Raw genomic sequence first — 16,109 nt, forward strand, 5'->3', positions numbered from 1 at the left:
TCGAAAAGCCCATGCGTCACTGCTTTTACAACATCGGTTGTCATCGGGGAATGCAAAAGCCCCTGCCTTGCTCGGCTGGAAGACCCTGACCTTCAGCTACATCGGGCCGCAACGCCAGGTCGCCCAGCCCCTGGCCCGCCGCTCCTCTTTATCGGAGAGCACTGAACACAGCGGGGCTGCATCTAACACGCTACTCGATACAATCGGGCAGTTTTGTATCAATAATCACTATTGATGCAGCTGATAAGCGATAACCCGGGGACGATGATACCGTGCTCCCCGATGGCAAAGTTATGCCTCAAGCGGTTTCCGGCACGCTGCCGGAACGGTCATTGGGCCATACTCTTCTTCATCATCCTTTGGTTAAGACTTCAGCTACTGCACTCCCTGTGCAGTAGCTTTTTTTTACCAGCGCCAGCAACCACCGGGCAGCCGCCCACCCCGGCAATTCCCCCCTCTCGAACTCCTTGCGCAGTCATTCCATCGTACGGGTCTAAACCGGCAGCGGCGCAAACTCAAGCCTGCATGTCGTCCAGGTAGCGACCCTGCGGCGTACGGCTGGAGCCGTTCTCACCCAGCAGTGGCGCCGTCTGCTGCTCGCCCACCGGTGTCAGCTGGAAGCACTGGCCGTCGGGGCACTGGCGTTTTTCGGTCGCGGCATCAGCGTGTACGGCGGCACCGGCCAGGGAAAAGGCGATCGCACTCAGGTAGGTTCTCACGTGGTTCATGGCATGCACTCTCGTATCAGAAGTAAAAGGCCAAACACGGCCAGGGCGAAACGTTCCAAGGCTCAATTCCCCTCGTGGCAGATATCGGAAAACTTGCGGTAGGCCAGGATGTGCTGTTCGCCCCGGGAATCGAGGTAGGTCATCCGGGCGTTGACCACGCTGCACTCCGGCCCTTCGTCCTGGCTCAGGGACAGCACCTTGCGCACGTCCAGGTGGCTGCCATAGCGGTAGGTTTCAGGCTGCGACTGACCCAGGGACTCGGCGCGGGCCGACAGGGTGCAGACGTTCAGGGCGGCAAACAGGCAGGCGGCGAAGAGGGGTTTGCTGTTCATGGTCATTTCCTTCTGGTTGGCTTCAGTGAGGTCGAGTACCGTTGCCTCGATGGGGCTCATTGAATGCCCGCCAGGTATCCCCTGTGTGTCGCAAACAGGTCGCTGCTCAAGCTCAAGTGTCTGGAGCGCCGTCGGATACAGTGCGATACACACCGATGCCGAACGCCGGCCAGCCGGATTTTGCCGAGGATGATCAGCGCGTTCGCCCATGAGCCGACTTTTTTGCATATCCATGTATCCGTCGCCCGCCAGATACACTGCAATACAAAGCGTGGCAGGCAAGCGCGGCGCTTGTCGCTAGACTGCGCCCTAACCATTTTTGACAGAGGTCGGACCGATGGAACATGTCGATCACATCTTGATCGTTGACGATGACCGGGAAATCAGGGAACTGGTCGGCAACTACCTGAAGAAGAACGGCCTGCGCACTACGGTCGTCGCCGATGGCCGGCAGATGCGCGCCTTCCTGGAAACCACCCCGGTGGACCTGATCGTGCTCGACATCATGATGCCCGGCGACGACGGCCTGCTGCTGTGCCGCGAGCTGCGTGCCGGCAAGCACAAGACCACCCCGGTGCTGATGCTGACCGCGCGCAACGACGAAACCGACCGCATCATCGGCCTTGAAATGGGGGCCGACGACTACCTGGTCAAACCCTTCGCCGCCCGCGAACTGCTGGCCCGGATCAATGCCGTGCTGCGCCGCACACGGATGCTGCCACCCAACCTGGTGGTCACCGAAAGCGGCCGCCTGCTGGGCTTCGGACGCTGGAAGCTGGACACCACCGCCCGCCACCTGCTCGACCAGGACGGCACCATGGTCGCCCTGAGCGGTGCCGAATACCGCCTGCTGCGGGTATTCCTCGACCATCCGCAACGGGTGCTCAACCGCGACCAGTTGCTCAACCTCACCCAGGGCCGCGACGCCGACCTGTTCGACCGCTCCATCGACCTGCTGGTCAGCCGCCTGCGCCAGCGCCTGCTGGATGACGCCCGCGAACCGGCCTACATCAAGACCGTGCGCAGCGAAGGTTATGTGTTCTCGCTGCCGGTGGAACTGCTGGGTGCCGAGGCATGAGGCGCGTGCTGCACTGGCCGCGCACCCTCGCCTCGCGACTGTCGCTGATCTTCCTGGTGTGCCTGATCCTGGCCCAGGCGCTGTCGTTCGGCGCGCAATCCTATGAACGCTACGAAAGCGCCAAGAACGCCATGCTCGGCAACCTGGAGACTGACGTGTCGACCTCCATCGCCATTCTCGAACGGCTGCCGGCGGTCGAACGCGAAAGCTGGCTGCCACGCCTGGCACGCAAGAACTACGGCTACCTGCTCGACGAAGGCAGCCACGGCGTGCCCATGAGTCCGGGCGACTTGCCGATCGCCGTGCCGTCGATCGAGGAAGCCCTCGGCCCGGACTACCCGGTGACCTTCAGCGACATTCCAGGGCCGGTGAAACACTTCCAGGCCCACCTGACCCTCAAGGACGGCAGCCCGGTGACCATCGACGTGCGCCCGTCCCTGGCCCCGATGTCACCCTGGCTGCCAGCGGTGCTGGTCGGGCAACTGCTGCTGATGCTCGGCTGCACCTGGCTGGCCGTGCGGATCGCCGTGCGCCCGCTGACCCGCCTGGCCCAGGCGGTGGAGAACCTCGACCCCAACACCCACGGCGTGCAGTTGGACGAAAGCGGCCCCTCGGAAGTGGTCCATGCCGCCACGGCGTTCAACGCCATGCAAAAGCGCATCGCCGACTACCTCAAGGAACGCATGCAACTGCTGGCGGCGATTTCCCATGACCTGCAGACGCCGATCACCCGCATGAAACTGCGTGCCGAATTCATGGACGAATCGCCAGAGAAAGACAAGCTCTGGCAGGACCTGGGAGAAATCGAGCACCTGGTCCGCGAAGGCGTCGCCTATGCCCGCAGCGTACATGGCGCGACCGAACTCAGTTGCCGCATCGACCTGGACTCGTTCCTCGACAGCCTGGTGTTCGACTACCAGGACACCGGCCAGGCCGTGGAACTGACGGGCAAGAACGGCGCGCTGATCGAGGTCCGCCCCCATGCCCTGCGCCGGGTGCTGGTCAACCTGGTGGACAACGCCCTGAAGTTCGCCGGTGCCGCGCAGCTGGAAGTGCGCTCCAGGGCCCACCAGGGCATCTCGATCCTGGTCCTCGACCGCGGCCCCGGCATCGCCGAGGCGGAACTGCAGGAAGTGCTCAAGCCGTTCTATCGAGTGGAAAGCTCGCGCAATCGCAGCACCGGCGGGACCGGCCTGGGCCTGGCGATCGCCCAGCAACTGGCGGTGGCCCTGGGCGGTTCGCTGACCCTGAGCAACCGTGAAGGCGGCGGCCTGTGCGCCGAGCTGCAACTGGGTGTCGCACACCCTTGAACCCTCTACCCCTCCCGCCCCGGCAATGGGGCATACCTGGGCGCGCGATTTAGCTATGCTAGGGCACTTTCTCGAGTGCCCGCTTTCAGAGCTACCAGGAAAACCGCCCATGGCAGACCGCGAAATCATCGTTCCAGCATCCATGCAGAACATCGTCGAACGCGCCGGCTACGCGCCCGCCGTCAAGGTCGGAACGACGCTGTATTGCGCAGGACAGGTCGGTCGAACCGCGGCACTGGAAGTGATCCAGGACCCCGAAGCCCAGTTTCTCGCCTGCTGGGAAAACCTGCGCCTGGTACTGGCAGCCGGCGGCTGCAGCTTTGACGACGTGGTCGACATGACCACCTATCATGTCAATATGAGCCAGCACATGGCGATCTTTCGAGAGGTCAAGAATCGTGTTTTTCCCCGCGGGCACTGTGCCTGGACGTCGATCGGCGTCCCGGAACTGGCGCACCCCGGCCTGCTGGTGGAGATCAAATGCGTGGCGGTACAGCGCACTTGAATACCTTCCGCCTCATCCCTGGCGCCCGACATCGGTCGGCGCCGGCCTTTCTGACGCTACCGGTGCATTACCCTCCGGCCGCGTTGCTTTAATGGAATAGAGAATGACCCAACGATCCGTAATCAATGCCTCGGTCAGCCCCAAAGGCAGCCTTGAAACCCTGTCCCAGCGTGAAGTGCAGCAACTGAGCGAAGCCGGCTCCGGCAGCATCTACGCCCTGTTCCGCCAGTGCGCCCTGGCCATCCTCAACACCGGCGCCCATGTCGACAATGCCAAGACCATCCTCGAAGCCTACAAGGACTTCGAGATCCGTATTCACCAGCAGGACCGTGGCGTACGCCTGGAACTGCTCAATGCCCCGGCGGACGCCTTCGTCGACGGCGAGATGATCGCCAGCACCCGGGAAATGCTCTTCAGCGCCCTGCGCGATATCGTCTACACCGAGAACGAGCTGGGCAGCCAGCGCATCGACCTGGAAAGCTCCCAGGGTATCACCGACTACGTCTTCCACCTGCTGCGCAACGCCCGCACCCTGCGCCCTGGCCTGGAGCCGAAGATGGTGGTGTGCTGGGGTGGCCACTCGATCAGCAGCGAGGAATACCAGTACACCAAGAAGGTCGGTCACGAACTGGGCCTGCGCAGCCTGGATATCTGCACCGGCTGCGGCCCGGGCGTGATGAAGGGGCCGATGAAGGGCGCGACCATCTCCCACGCCAAGCAGCGCATCACCACCGGCCGCTACCTGGGCCTGACCGAGCCGGGCATCATCGCCGCCGAGGCGCCGAACCCGATCGTCAACGAACTGGTGATCATGCCCGACATCGAGAAGCGCCTGGAGGCCTTCGTGCGGGTCGGCCACGGCATCATCATCTTCCCGGGCGGCGCCGGCACCGCGGAGGAGTTCCTCTACCTGCTGGGCATCCTCATGCACCCGGACAACCACGACCTGCCGTTCCCGGTGATCCTCACCGGACCGAAAAGCGCCGAGGCCTACCTGCAGCAACTGCATGCCTTCGTCGGTGCGACCCTGGGCGAGGCGGCGTACAGGCACTACCGGATCATCATCGACGATCCGGCGCAGGTCGCCCGGGAAATGGCCCAGGGCCTCAAGGCGGTCAAGCAGTTCCGCCGCGAGCGCAACGACGCCTTCCACTTCAACTGGCTGCTGAAGATCGACGAGGGCTTCCAGCACCCGTTCGACCCGACCCACGCCAACATGTCCAGCCTCAAGCTGCACCGCAACCAGCCGCCCCACGAACTGGCGGCCAACCTGCGTCGGGCGTTCTCCGGCATCGTCGCCGGCAACGTCAAGGACAAGGGCATCCGCCTGATCGAGGAACATGGTCCGTACGAGATCCACGGCGATGCCGAGGTGATGCGGCCGCTGGACCAACTGCTGCAGGCCTTTGTCGCCCAGCACCGGATGAAACTGCCGGGTGGCGCAGCCTATGAGCCGTGCTACCGGGTCGTCAGTTGACGACCTCCCGCCGTAATCGGATTGCCAGTGTCTGCCCAATAGGCACTGGTAATACCTCTCTCCCATCCTCGTAGGAAACCTCGATTGCTCTGCTGCAGCGATTGAAGACCCGGGTAAAAACTCACATTCTTGACCCTCCCATATTTCAGCAACTATATTTAGTTGCAAAAGGAGGATAGGTGTCGAGGAATGAAAAGCTGCTCACTCGGCTGCTCAACCCCTGTACAACCTTTACCTGGTCAGAACTGGTCACGCTGTTGGGACACTTCGGCTACAGGCATATTGAAGGCTCAGGGAGCAGGGTCAAGTTCGACAATGGCGATCCGCGCGCACAGATCAACCTGCACAAACCCCACCCTGGCAATGAGCTGAAAACCTATGCCAGGCGTCAGGTGATCGATCATTTGAAATCGGGAGAGCTGATTCCGTGAACAATTCACTGCACTACAAGGGCTATTACGGCTCCATCGAAGCCAGCATCGAGGACAATTGCCTGTTCGGAAAACTCCAGTTCATCCGCGCGCTGGTGAACTACGAAGGCCAGACCGTGGCACAGCTGGAAGCGGCTTTCCGCGAAGCCGTGGACGACTATCTCGAAACCTGCCAGCAGTTGAAGCAGGCTCCCGAAGTACCGTGCAAGGGCTCGTTCAACGTCCGTGTAGGACATGACCTGCACCTGGCCGCGGCCCTGAGTGCCACTCGGCAGAACGTGACACTCAATGAGCTGACCCGCCAGGCGCTCAGCGAGTACCTGCAGCGCCGCGCCTGACCCGGTCGCCGATCAGCGACTGGCCACCACGAACAGCCGCGGGAACGGCAGCAGCACACTGCCATCGGGTAGCGCCGGATAGGCTTCACTGATCGCCGCCAGGTAGTGCTCCAGGTAGGCGGCCTTTTCATCCTCGTCCAGCGGCGCCAGGTAGGGCCGCAAGGCGGACCCCTTGAACCACTCCACGACGGCCGCATGGCCGCCCGCCAGCGGGTGATGGTAGGTGGTGCGCCAGACATCCACGTTCGCGCAATGCGGTTTCAGCAGCTCATAGTAGAACGCCGCATCATGCCGCGGTGGATGCCGTACAGTGCCAATCTTCGCGGCCCAGGGTCCCTCTGCCGCGACTTCCCGGGCCAGCCGGTGGGAAGGCTCCTGCATGTTGTCGGGGGTCTGCACCGCCAGGCTGCCACCGCTGGCCAGCTTGCTCACCAGATGCGGATACAGGCTGGCATGATCCGGCAACCATTGCAGCGAGGCGTTGGCAAGAATCACGTCGAACATCTGGTCCGGATTCCACGTGGCAATGTCGGCGAGTTCGAAACTCAATCCGGGCAGGCGCGCACGGGCACTGACCAGCATGTCATCGGAGCTGTCCAGACCGGTGACCCGAGCCTCGGGAAAGCGCTCGGCCAGAACCTCGGTGGAATTGCCAGGCCCGCATCCCAGGTCCACCGCCACCTGCACGTTGCGGGTCGGGATCGCCGCCACCAGATCACGTACCGGGCGGGTGCGTTCGGCTTCGAAGGTTGAATACTGCTTGGCTGACCAGGTCATCACGCTTCCTCTTTGTGCTCAGGGAATGCGCACAGCGTAGGTTTTGCAAAGCATGATGACAAATGCCAATAATGATGAGCTGCCATACCCTGAAGGTATCCGAGATGTTGGAACTGCGTCGTCTGCAAGCCTTTGTCGCCATCGCCGAGGAAGGTCATATCACCCGGGCGGCCGAGCGCCTGCATATGCAGCAACCCCCGCTGACCCGGCTGTTGCAGAAGCTCGAAGCCGAGATGGGGGTCACCCTGATGGAGCGCCTGCCCCGCGGTGTGCGCCCGACCAGCGCCGGCCTGGCATTGCTGGAGGAAGCCCGGGAACTGCTGGCGCGGGCCGAGGGGGTGACCGAGGTGGTGCGCCGCGCCGCCCGTGGCGAACAGGGCCGCCTCGGTATCGGTTTTACCAGTTCGGCGGCGCTGCATCCGTTCGTGCCTGGTGTTCTGCGGCACTTTCGTGAAGCCTTTGGTGGTGTCTCGGTTGTGCTGGAGGAAGCCGGTACCGGCGAGCTGATGGATGCGCTGGTGCATGAGCGCCTGGATGCGGCATTCGTGCGTTCGCCCTTGAACGGCACACCCACCCTGCAAGCCGAGCCGATCCTGACGGAGCCCATGTTGCTGGCGCTGCCGATGGACCATCCGCTGGCGCAGGACACTCACACGGCCCTGCCGCTGTCGGCCCTCGCGGGCGAAGCCTTCGTGCTGTATCGACGTCGGGTCGGGCTGGGGCTGTACGACGCCATCCTGGTGGCCTGTCGAGAGGCGGGTTTCAGCCCCCGGGTGATCCAGGAAGCCCCGCGCATGGCCGCGACCTTGAGCCTGGTCGCCGCGGGGCTTGGCCTGTCCATCGTCCCCGCCTCGATGCAGCGCCTGCGCGGCGATGGCATAGCCTACCGGCCCCTGGCCGAATGCCCGGGACTGATCGCGCCGCTTCACCTGGCGACGCGGGTGGGCGACAGTTCGTCGGTGCTGCAGCGCTTTCGAGAGCGGGTGATCGCTGCCGCCGCAGGCGAACGCTGATCGGATGCCGTGGGTGGCCGTTGGCGGATCAACCCCCTCAATTCCCTCGACCACCGGCAAACGACCACTCATCCGCCGCCGTGGTGGTGATCACCACCATCACATCCTCCGGGTCCAGCCCCAGCGCCGCCTGCAGACGCGCCACCAGGGTACGGTAGAACGCCTGCTTCACCGCCGTCTCCCGCGACCGTCCAGCCGTGATGGCGATCAGTACATAATCCTGGCTGCGCGGACCGCCCAGGTAATGCCCGTCAAAGATCAACTCCCCCACCTCGTGCTGGTGAATGACCTGGAAGCGATCGGCGGGCGGTACGTCGAAACTTTCCACCAAGGCTTCATGCAGGCTCTGGGAAAGCCTCTCCAGGTACTCGGGCGATTTGCCCCGATGCAACGAAATACGGGCGAAAGGCATGGCGGACAGCTCCTGGAATCGGGTTGACGCCGGCAAGTTAGCAAGCGACGATCATTCCGAATATCAGATTAATCAGAACCCATAATCCCGATTAAATGGACGTTTAAGCCATGCGCCATCCCAGCTTCGACCTCGATGTCCTGCGCACCTTCGTCACCGGCGTGCAACTGAACAGCTTCGCCAAGGCGGCCGACCGGCTCGGGCGCTCGACCTCGGCCGTCAGTGCCCAACTGAAAAGGCTCGAAGAACAGGTCGGCAGTACGGTGCTGGTCAAGTCGGGGCGCGGCCTGGTGCTGACGCCTCTGGGCGAAACGCTGATGAGCCAGGCCCGCCGCCTGCTGGAACTCAACGACGAGATCTTCGACAGCCTGCACCAGGCTCAGGTCGAAGGCTGTGTGCGCCTGGGGTTGCAGGAAGACTTTGGCGAACACCTGCTCAGCGACATCCTGCGCCGTTTCGCCAAGGTCCATCCGCGGGTCAGCCTGGAAGTGCGGATTGGCCGCAACGCCGAACTGCTGGGGCTGATCGAGCGTGGCCAACTGGACCTGGCGCTGGCCTGGGAAACCGCGCTCGACACGCCCCACTCCAGCCGGATCGGCGCGACGCCGATGCACTGGATCGGCCCCAGGGATCAGCTCTTCGCCCAGGAGGAAGCACCCCTGCCCCTGGTGATGTTCGATGCCCCCTGCGTGTTGCGCAGTGCGGCCACCGAAGCGCTGGATCAGGCACGGATACCCTGGCGGGTGGCGCTGACCAGCCCCAGTGTCGGCGGCATCTGGGCCGCCGTGACGGCGGGCTTGGGTATCACCCTGCGCACCCGCATCGGTCTGCCCGATCACCTGACAACACTGCCAGGGCTGCCCGACGTGCCGAACCTGGGTTATGTACTGCACCGCGCCGTGGCCGAGCCGACGGGGGCGGTCAGGCAATTGGCGTCGCTGATCCGGACAAGCCTGGAGCAACAGACCTTTCACACGTGCCGAGCGACCACCGAGCTCTCCCTGGGCAAGACGCCCAAGGATTGACAAACCCGGCGCCAGCTCTTAAAACTGGGCGCCTGAATCAGGGTGCAAACAAACATGTCCGCAACGCTCGACACTTTCGCTATCGCCACGGGCTTGAATGCCAAGGCTGTGGCGTGCGTTGCGTTTGCCCCTAAATCGAAGAAACAGTCGCTCATGTGACCGGGGCGCGCTGTCCCGTCAGATGAGCTGACAGGACATTGAGCGCGACGGGCACCCTCCATCCTCCCAACTTCCCTCCAAGCTTCTGACGGTGACGAAACGGTCAACCATCAGGAGAAAGTGCATGTCCGCGTTTCAAGGTATCTGGGTCCCCATCGTCACGCCGTTCATCAACCAGGCCATCGATTTCGTCGCCCTGCGCCGGCTGGCCAGCCATCTGCTGGAAAGTGGCGTCGACGGTCTCGTCGTCTGCGGTACCACCGGGGAAGCCGCCGCCCTGGGCAAGCACGAGCAGTTGGCGGTACTGGATGCGGTACTCGAAGTGGCCACACCGCAGCAGGTGGTGATGGGCCTGGCCGGCAACAACCTCAGCGAACTGCTGCAGTTTCAGAGTGAAATCCTCAAGCGTCCACTGGCAGGCCTGCTGGTGCCCGCGCCCTACTACATCCGTCCTTCCCAGGCCGGGCTGCAGGCGTTTTTCCAGACCGTCGCCGATGCCTCCAGCGTACCGCTGATTCTCTACGACATTCCCTATCGCACCGGGGTCAGCTTCGAAGCGGCGACCCTGCTCGACATCGTCGCCCACGAAAACATCGTCGCCATCAAGGACTGCGGCGGCAACCTGAACAACACCCTCGCACTGCTGGCCAGCGGCAAGGTCGATGTGCTGTGCGGCGAAGACAACCAGATCTTCAATGCCCTGTGCCTGGGCGCCACCGGGGCGATTGCCGCCTCGGCCCACATTCGCCCGGAGTTGTTCGTGCAACTGCACCGGCAGGTCCGGGACCAGCAACTCACCGCCGCCAGAACCACCTTCTTCCAACTGACGCCGTTGCTCCAGAGCCTGTTCGCCGAACCCAACCCCGCGCCGGTGAAAAGCGTGCTGGCCCTGCAGGGGCTGATTCGCGACGAACTGCGTGCGCCCATGCAAGCCAGCAGCCGTGCGCTGATCGCACGCCTGCAAGGCCAACTGGCGGCACTCGACTAGACGTCATGGGGCCGTTTCATCTGCTGTCGCCAGGCCGCCGGACAGGGCGGCCATGGCGCAGGCGTCATCGAGCATTGGCGAATGCCACTCAGCGGCCCTGCCGCCCTGGCTGCGGCGAAACCGCACGGCAGCCGCCTGCGGATTGACCCCTCGAAAAAACCACCATATAGTGTGCCGACACCCAAGAAAAACACTACATGATGTGCCAAACTTCTCCTACGGCACCTCTCACCGCCCTGGAACACCAGGGTTTGCCGATTGCCTGCTTGTGCTGTGAATCCTGTTGAACGGGAGTTCCAAACACGTGTCTACCTGCCTGCTCGAAAGGCAGTGAACCAGGCCTCCAAACACCCCTACCTACAAGGAATATCCGATGCTCAGCTGGGACGAATTCGACAAGGAAGACGGCGAAGCGGCAGCCAAGGGCGCCGTTGCCGGCCAGATCACCGAAGCGACCCTCGATCGCCTGGACAGCGCCGGCGGTGCCGCCGCCCTCGAAGCCCGTGCCGTGACCGCCAGCGACTCCGCCGCGATCATCCGCGCCAAGGCCGCCCTCGACGCCCTCGATGTCGCCGAAGGCCTGGCCGAACTCGAAGGCGCCTCGGCCCGTGTCGCCGTCGACGAGAAGCGCATGATCAACTGCCGCGCCGACCTCAACCAGCTCGTACCTTTCAAATACGACTGGGCCTGGCAGAAATACCTCGACGGCTGCGCCAACCACTGGATGCCGCAAGAGGTCAACATGACCGCCGACATCGCCCTCTGGAAAAACCCCGAAGGCCTGACCGACGACGAGCGTCGTATCGTCATGCGCAACCTGGGCTTCTTCTCCACCGCCGACTCCCTGGTGGCGAACAACCTGGTCCTGGCCGTCTACCGCCTGATCACCAACCCCGAGTGCCGCCAGTACATCCTGCGCCAGGCCTTCGAGGAGGCGATCCACACCCACGCCTACCAGTACTGCATCGAATCGCTGGCCATGGATGAAGGCGAGATCTTCAACATGTACCACGAGATCCCCTCGGTGGCGAAAAAGGCCACCTGGGGCCTGAAGTACACCCGCTCGATCTCCGACCCGCAGTTCAACACCGGCACCGTCGAGACCGACAAGGAACTGCTGCGCAACCTGATCGCCTACTACTGCGTGCTCGAAGGCATCTTCTTCTACTGCGGCTTCACCCAGATCCTCTCCATGGGCCGGCGCAACAAGATGACCGGCGTCGCCGAGCAGTTCCAGTACATCCTGCGCGACGAGTCCATGCACCTGAACTTCGGCATCGACGTGATCAACCAGATCAAGATCGAGAACCCGCACCTGTGGGATGCCGAGATGAAGGAAGAAGCGACCCAGATGATCCTGCAGGGCACCCAGCTGGAAATCGAATACGCCCGTGACACCATGCCGCGCGGCGTGCTGGGCATGAACGCGGCGATGATGGAGGACTACCTCAAGTTCATCGCCAACCGTCGCCTGTCGCAGATCGGCCTGAAGGAAGAGTACCCGGGCACCACCAACCCGTTCCCGTGGATGAGCGAGATCATGGACCTGAAGAAGGAAAAGAACTTCTTCGAGACCCGCGTGATCGAGTACCAGACCGGCGGTGCACTGAGCTGGGATTGATTCGTTCCGCACGCATGGATCGCGATGCCAAAAGCCCTGACCTGTTCAGGGCTTTTTCATTGGCAACACCCGGTCCCAGATGACCTTTGTCTCAGTAGTTCTCTATGTATGGACGTACAGGAAATCCAAGGGCAACCTGAGCAGGCCTCAGGATTGATGAGCAGCACGAGCCAAGTGATCTCGATTGTGGAGAGAGGTCGATCAATCAATACCTCCTCCACAAGGCACATAAAGCCCAAGCCGCCAAACACGCGGTGGTGTATGTGATTTGCCTGAAAGGCACCCGGAGGGTCGTCGGCTGCTACACCCTGTCCAATGGTTCGATCATGCGTGCGCACGTGACGCCAAGGAGCCGGCAACGCAACTCTCCCGCACAGCACCCAGTCACCATCCTGGGGCGAATGGGTGTAGACCTTGCCATCCAGCGCAACGGATATGCCATCGACCTTCTGCAAGATGCGATCGAGCGCTGTATCAATGCCGCCGAAACAGTGGGATCGACCGCCGTGCTGGTCCATCCCTTGAATGAAAGGCTCGCCGATTTTTACGCGAGGCACGCGGGCTTCGCCACCTGCCCCGATCTGTCGCCCATCACCATGATGCTTGCGCTGCAATAGCCCGTTCTAGGCTCTGTATGAAAAACCTTGATCCTCGGTGATGCTACGTTGAAAACAGCCTCGGAATGCTCATTTACAACCGGTGAACTCCGCTTCCTCGGCTGTTTTCGCCCTGCCTGACCTTCGTCTCAAGGCTTTTCATACAGACCCTGGAGCCGCCAGCCCGCAAGGCAACCTGGGCGATTGTGCGATTTGAATGGCAGGCTACATCAGTTGGATTGATTTTCCGGGTAGAACTTGTAGCCCGCCCCTTCAGGTTCAAGATGCCCTACGCCCGGAAATGGGAAATGGAAGCCGCCCACCAATGGATTGGTTTTCTCCACCATACTCAGGAACTGCCGCCGTACTTCCAGCGCGCGTTCTGGATCAATGTCGCTGGCTACCATCCACTCAGGATGCGTTGCAAAGAAAGCAGGAACGTTAATCATGTCCGCGATGTAGTAAAAGGAACTCTTGCCCGAGCGGACTTCGTAGATGGTATGTCCCGGGGTATGCCCATAAGCAGCCTTTGAAAATATTCCGGGAGCAACTTCTATTCCGGGACTAAATTTTCTCAGCATCTTTTCAGGCATACCAAGAAACACCCGTCGGGCAATTTCGAATGCGCCTTTACGTTGTAGTGGCGCAGCCAGCCTGTTGGCATCACTCATCCAGTAGTCATACTCGGGTTCTGGCACCCAGACCGTGGCGTTTGGATAGACAAAATTTCCAGCAGCATTTCTCAGCCCACTGATATGATCAGCATGGAAATGTGAGATGAGGATGGTATCGATATCTTCGGGCTCGTAACCTGCAAGTCGAAGACTTTCTGTCAGTTTGCCAGTGGTTTCTCTCGGAGACCCAAACTCGCCAAGGCCAGTATCGAGAAGAATGTGGCGAGAGCCGGAAACAATCAGATAAGCGGTAAACGGCAGCTCAACGTATTCAGTGCTTAGGCCTTGGACTGATGCCAACTTCTTCACTTCAGCAAAAGGTGCATTGACAACATAGCGATCACTCAAGGGGAGACGTGTAGCGCCATCGTGCAAAGCGATAATTTCTACGCCCCCCATTTTAATGCGATGAACGCGCTCTTGCGGCAGCGTTGGCAGTCCAAAGTCAGGAGCGGACTGCGCGAGCACGGGCACTGGCAAAGTCGGTGTAATGGATAACACCAAACCTGATAATAGTACTTTCAGCACATTGCGGCGATCCATATAAGATACCTTGAGATCAGCATTCAAATAAAAACGTAGATAAACTTTCAGTTTCAGAGATTCTATGTGGGGCCCGTCCCTGATCACAGATGGATATCCCGCCAAATAAAGTGCAAAACTCGCCATCCACAGCGGAAGGGGCCAGGCATGGCTCACTCGCTCTGCGACAGACGGCCTAGAGCCGCCAGCACCACAATGAACCACCTCTGGTCAGCAAGTCGTATTCCGACAAAACCGTGTCGTTTCTGATCGCTCCGTCAAAATCGGCAAATCCAATAATCCGCACACAGACCGCCCTTACGCCATAGGCCGGTCCCGCGACACCCGCGAGTATGCAGCCTCGCTTCACAATTCCAACGCTGCGGCGCCCTTCCGAGCCGGACAACCGGTCGCAGACAACAATATGACTCAGAACCTATGGACCCGCGCGCACGAGCGGACCATCTCTGTGTGCGCAACAATTGTGAAGATTTGACTGCCATGACTACTACATCGATCTCCAGTGCCGGTTCTGCAACCGGTCACCGCAATGCATTGCTCGTCGCCCACATCGCCGCGGTCCTGTTCGGGCTGACCGGTATTCTCGGCGCTCTGATCCAGGCCGATGCCAGCCTGATCACCTTCGGCCGCGCCACCTTCGCCTTCATCGCCCTCGGTTTCGTCGCCGGGCTCAAGGGCACCCGCCTGCTGGACGCGCTGAGCTGGCGCAACCTGCCGATCATCGGCTTGACCGGTACCCTGCTCGCCGCACACTGGGTGACCTTCTTCATCGCCGTGAAAGTCGGTGGCGTGGCTGTGGCAACCCTGGGCTTCGCCAGCTTCCCGGCATTCATCGCGCTGATCGACCTGCTGGTGTTCCGTGACCGGATCGGCACCACCGAAAGCCTGCTGCTGCTGATGGTGTCGGCCGGCCTGGTGCTGGTGGTGCCCTCCTTCGACATGCTCGACCAGGGTACCGTAGGCTTGATCTGGGGCCTGGCTTCGGGCCTGTCGTTCGCCCTGCTGACCGTCGCCAACCGTCGCAACACCAGCGGCATGAACGCCATGCAGACTTCGTTCTGGCAGAACGTCGTGGTCGCCGCCCTCGTGGCACCGTTCGCCTTCAGCCACCTGGCGACCAACAGCCTGAGCACTGACGACTGGGTGAATCTCGCGGTACTGGGCATCTTCTGCACCGGGCTCTCGCAGTTCCTGTTCGTGAAAAGCCTCGAAGGCCTGCAGGCCCGCACTGCTGGCATGATCATCGCGCTGGAGCCGGTGTATGCGATCGCCTGCGCCTGGTGGCTGTTCAGCGAGCAACCGTCGCTGCGCATGGCCGGTGGTGCCGCGTTGATCGTGTTGGCGACCATCATGAGCGCCTGGCGCAAGGCTTCCGCCCACTGAGTATGTCACTGCGCTGGCAACGGCATCCCCGCCGGCAACGTCAGCGCCCCCGGTCGAGGATCGCCAGGCGATCGCAGGTCAGCGCCTGGTTGAGGTCATGCAGGGCCACCAGGGTGGTGACCGGCAAGGCCTGTACCTGGCGCTCGCGCAGGTGCAGCGCATCAGTATCGGCCAGCACCAGTAACAGCGCACCACCCAGGGCGCTGGCCGGCAGCAGTCGAGCGTGACCAGGCCCCAGCAGCAGGCGCAAGGCATGCGGAATCACCAGCCCGACGAAACCGATGGCACCGACGATGGACACCATCACCACCGTCACCAGCGACGCGGCTCGTAGCCGTTAGCGATCAGCGATCAGCGATGAGATCAAAGATCGTTCCCACGCGGAACGTGGGAACGATCGGAACCTGAACCCTCGACAACTCAGTCCTGCTTCGCCCCCATGTACAGGTCGAAGTGCTTGATGTGATCGTCGAGGTTGTCCTCGAGCATCAACCGATACTGCTCGCAGAAATACTTGAGCATCGCCTCCCGGGCCTGGGCCATTTCCTCGCCGGACTTGAAGTTGCGCGCACTGACCCAGGCATTGAAGCGGGTGGTGCCGAACATCATCGAAGCGTTGACCTTGCCGAAGTTCTCGACCTGCTTGAGCTGCTCATTGGACAGGTTGATGTGCTCGTCCGCACGGTCATAGAAGGATTCGTCGATGATTTCTGACATGG

At 61.8% G+C, this 16,109-nt stretch carries 18 protein-coding genes and 1 pseudogene; 12 read left to right on the plus strand and 7 right to left on the minus strand.

Annotated elements, in window-relative coordinates; genetic code table 11:
* Positions 1 to 515 precede the first annotated feature (515 nt).
* Together ACZ5KU_RS17805 and ACZ5KU_RS17810 are read right to left on the minus strand one after the other, a co-directional pair.
* On the minus strand, positions 516 to 728 hold the full coding sequence (locus ACZ5KU_RS17805; protein WP_464735929.1) for a hypothetical protein: 213 nt from the start codon (positions 726 to 728) through the stop codon (positions 516 to 518).
* A gap of 62 nt (positions 729 to 790) precedes the next feature.
* On the minus strand, positions 791 to 1,060 hold the full coding sequence (locus ACZ5KU_RS17810) for a DUF2790 domain-containing protein (RefSeq protein WP_464735930.1): 270 nt from the start codon (positions 1,058 to 1,060) through the stop codon (positions 791 to 793).
* A gap of 337 nt (positions 1,061 to 1,397) precedes the next feature.
* On the opposite strand from ACZ5KU_RS17810, the gene ACZ5KU_RS17815 reads away from it, so the two are divergent.
* The 6 genes from ACZ5KU_RS17815 to ACZ5KU_RS17840 all read left to right on the plus strand — a co-directional run bounded on the left by ACZ5KU_RS17815 (position 1,398) and on the right by ACZ5KU_RS17840 (position 6,199).
* Positions 1,398 to 2,138, plus strand: coding sequence for a response regulator (locus ACZ5KU_RS17815; protein WP_054057681.1), 741 nt, complete (start codon positions 1,398 to 1,400; stop codon positions 2,136 to 2,138).
* Positions 2,135 to 3,448, plus strand: a complete 1,314-nt coding sequence (locus tag ACZ5KU_RS17820) for an ATP-binding protein (RefSeq protein ID WP_464735931.1) — start codon at positions 2,135 to 2,137, stop codon at positions 3,446 to 3,448. Before ACZ5KU_RS17815 ends, ACZ5KU_RS17820 begins: the two co-directional genes overlap by 4 nt.
* A gap of 109 nt (positions 3,449 to 3,557) precedes the next feature.
* A complete protein-coding gene (locus ACZ5KU_RS17825; protein WP_054057679.1) occupies positions 3,558 to 3,953 on the plus strand; it encodes a RidA family protein in 396 nt (131 codons plus the stop codon).
* 103 nt (positions 3,954 to 4,056) lie between these two features.
* Positions 4,057 to 5,430 carry a nucleotide 5'-monophosphate nucleosidase PpnN gene (gene ppnN, locus ACZ5KU_RS17830; protein WP_054057678.1) on the plus strand — a complete coding sequence of 458 codons (1,374 nt, stop codon included), beginning with the start codon at positions 4,057 to 4,059 and terminating at the stop codon, positions 5,428 to 5,430.
* 179 nt (positions 5,431 to 5,609) lie between these two features.
* On the plus strand, positions 5,610 to 5,861 hold the full coding sequence (locus ACZ5KU_RS17835) for a type II toxin-antitoxin system HicA family toxin (RefSeq protein ID WP_054057677.1): 252 nt from the start codon (positions 5,610 to 5,612) through the stop codon (positions 5,859 to 5,861).
* Entirely contained in the window at positions 5,858 to 6,199 is a 342-nt protein-coding gene (locus ACZ5KU_RS17840; RefSeq protein WP_054057676.1) for a type II toxin-antitoxin system HicB family antitoxin, read from the plus strand. Before ACZ5KU_RS17835 ends, ACZ5KU_RS17840 begins: the two co-directional genes overlap by 4 nt.
* A gap of 12 nt (positions 6,200 to 6,211) precedes the next feature.
* Here ACZ5KU_RS17840 and tam read toward each other — a convergent pair whose 3' ends face one another.
* Positions 6,212 to 6,976 (minus strand): trans-aconitate 2-methyltransferase, encoded by a 765-nt coding sequence (tam, locus tag ACZ5KU_RS17845; RefSeq protein ID WP_054057675.1) that lies wholly within the window; start codon positions 6,974 to 6,976, stop codon positions 6,212 to 6,214.
* A 104-nt stretch (positions 6,977 to 7,080) separates the two neighbouring features.
* Between tam and ACZ5KU_RS17850 the strand changes: the two genes are divergently transcribed.
* A complete protein-coding gene (locus ACZ5KU_RS17850) occupies positions 7,081 to 7,989 on the plus strand; it encodes a LysR family transcriptional regulator (RefSeq protein WP_054057687.1) in 909 nt (302 codons plus the stop codon).
* A gap of 37 nt (positions 7,990 to 8,026) precedes the next feature.
* Here the strand turns inward: ACZ5KU_RS17850 and ACZ5KU_RS17855 are convergent, their stop codons facing one another.
* A complete protein-coding gene (locus ACZ5KU_RS17855) occupies positions 8,027 to 8,401 on the minus strand; it encodes a tautomerase family protein (protein ID WP_054057674.1) in 375 nt (124 codons plus the stop codon).
* A 110-nt stretch (positions 8,402 to 8,511) separates the two neighbouring features.
* On the opposite strand from ACZ5KU_RS17855, the gene ACZ5KU_RS17860 reads away from it, so the two are divergent.
* From ACZ5KU_RS17860 to ACZ5KU_RS17875, 4 genes are all read left to right on the plus strand, one after another.
* Complete coding sequence (locus tag ACZ5KU_RS17860; RefSeq protein WP_054057673.1) at positions 8,512 to 9,426, plus strand: LysR substrate-binding domain-containing protein; 915 nt, start codon at positions 8,512 to 8,514, stop codon at positions 9,424 to 9,426.
* Between the two features lie 283 nt (positions 9,427 to 9,709).
* Complete coding sequence (dapA, locus tag ACZ5KU_RS17865; protein WP_054057672.1) at positions 9,710 to 10,573, plus strand: 4-hydroxy-tetrahydrodipicolinate synthase; 864 nt, start codon at positions 9,710 to 9,712, stop codon at positions 10,571 to 10,573.
* Between the two features lie 373 nt (positions 10,574 to 10,946).
* The gene (locus ACZ5KU_RS17870) at positions 10,947 to 12,194 is read left to right on the plus strand and encodes a ribonucleotide-diphosphate reductase subunit beta (protein ID WP_416769221.1); all 1,248 of its coding nucleotides are present in this window, start codon (positions 10,947 to 10,949) and stop codon (positions 12,192 to 12,194) included.
* 254 nt (positions 12,195 to 12,448) lie between these two features.
* The gene (locus ACZ5KU_RS17875; protein WP_342633338.1) at positions 12,449 to 12,811 is read left to right on the plus strand and encodes a GNAT family N-acetyltransferase; all 363 of its coding nucleotides are present in this window, start codon (positions 12,449 to 12,451) and stop codon (positions 12,809 to 12,811) included.
* A gap of 209 nt (positions 12,812 to 13,020) precedes the next feature.
* Here ACZ5KU_RS17875 and ACZ5KU_RS17880 read toward each other — a convergent pair whose 3' ends face one another.
* Positions 13,021 to 14,007: an MBL fold metallo-hydrolase gene (locus ACZ5KU_RS17880; RefSeq protein WP_160319913.1), complete on the minus strand. Its 987-nt coding sequence runs from the start codon at positions 14,005 to 14,007 to the stop codon at positions 13,021 to 13,023.
* A 480-nt stretch (positions 14,008 to 14,487) separates the two neighbouring features.
* Here ACZ5KU_RS17880 and ACZ5KU_RS17885 point away from each other — a divergent pair, with 480 nt between their 5' ends.
* The gene (locus ACZ5KU_RS17885) at positions 14,488 to 15,390 is read left to right on the plus strand and encodes a DMT family transporter (protein ID WP_054061126.1); all 903 of its coding nucleotides are present in this window, start codon (positions 14,488 to 14,490) and stop codon (positions 15,388 to 15,390) included.
* Between the two features lie 40 nt (positions 15,391 to 15,430).
* Here the strand turns inward: ACZ5KU_RS17885 and ACZ5KU_RS17890 are convergent.
* Positions 15,431 to 15,724 (minus strand): annotated as a pseudogene (locus tag ACZ5KU_RS17890) (iron chelate uptake ABC transporter family permease subunit); the annotation flags it as partial.
* An 86-nt stretch (positions 15,725 to 15,810) separates the two neighbouring features.
* Positions 15,811 to 16,107 (minus strand): DUF3144 domain-containing protein, encoded by a 297-nt coding sequence (locus ACZ5KU_RS17895; protein WP_054061124.1) that lies wholly within the window; start codon positions 16,105 to 16,107, stop codon positions 15,811 to 15,813.
* Positions 16,108 to 16,109 lie beyond the last annotated feature (2 nt).

The organism is Pseudomonas sp. Tof1, assembly GCF_055390395.1.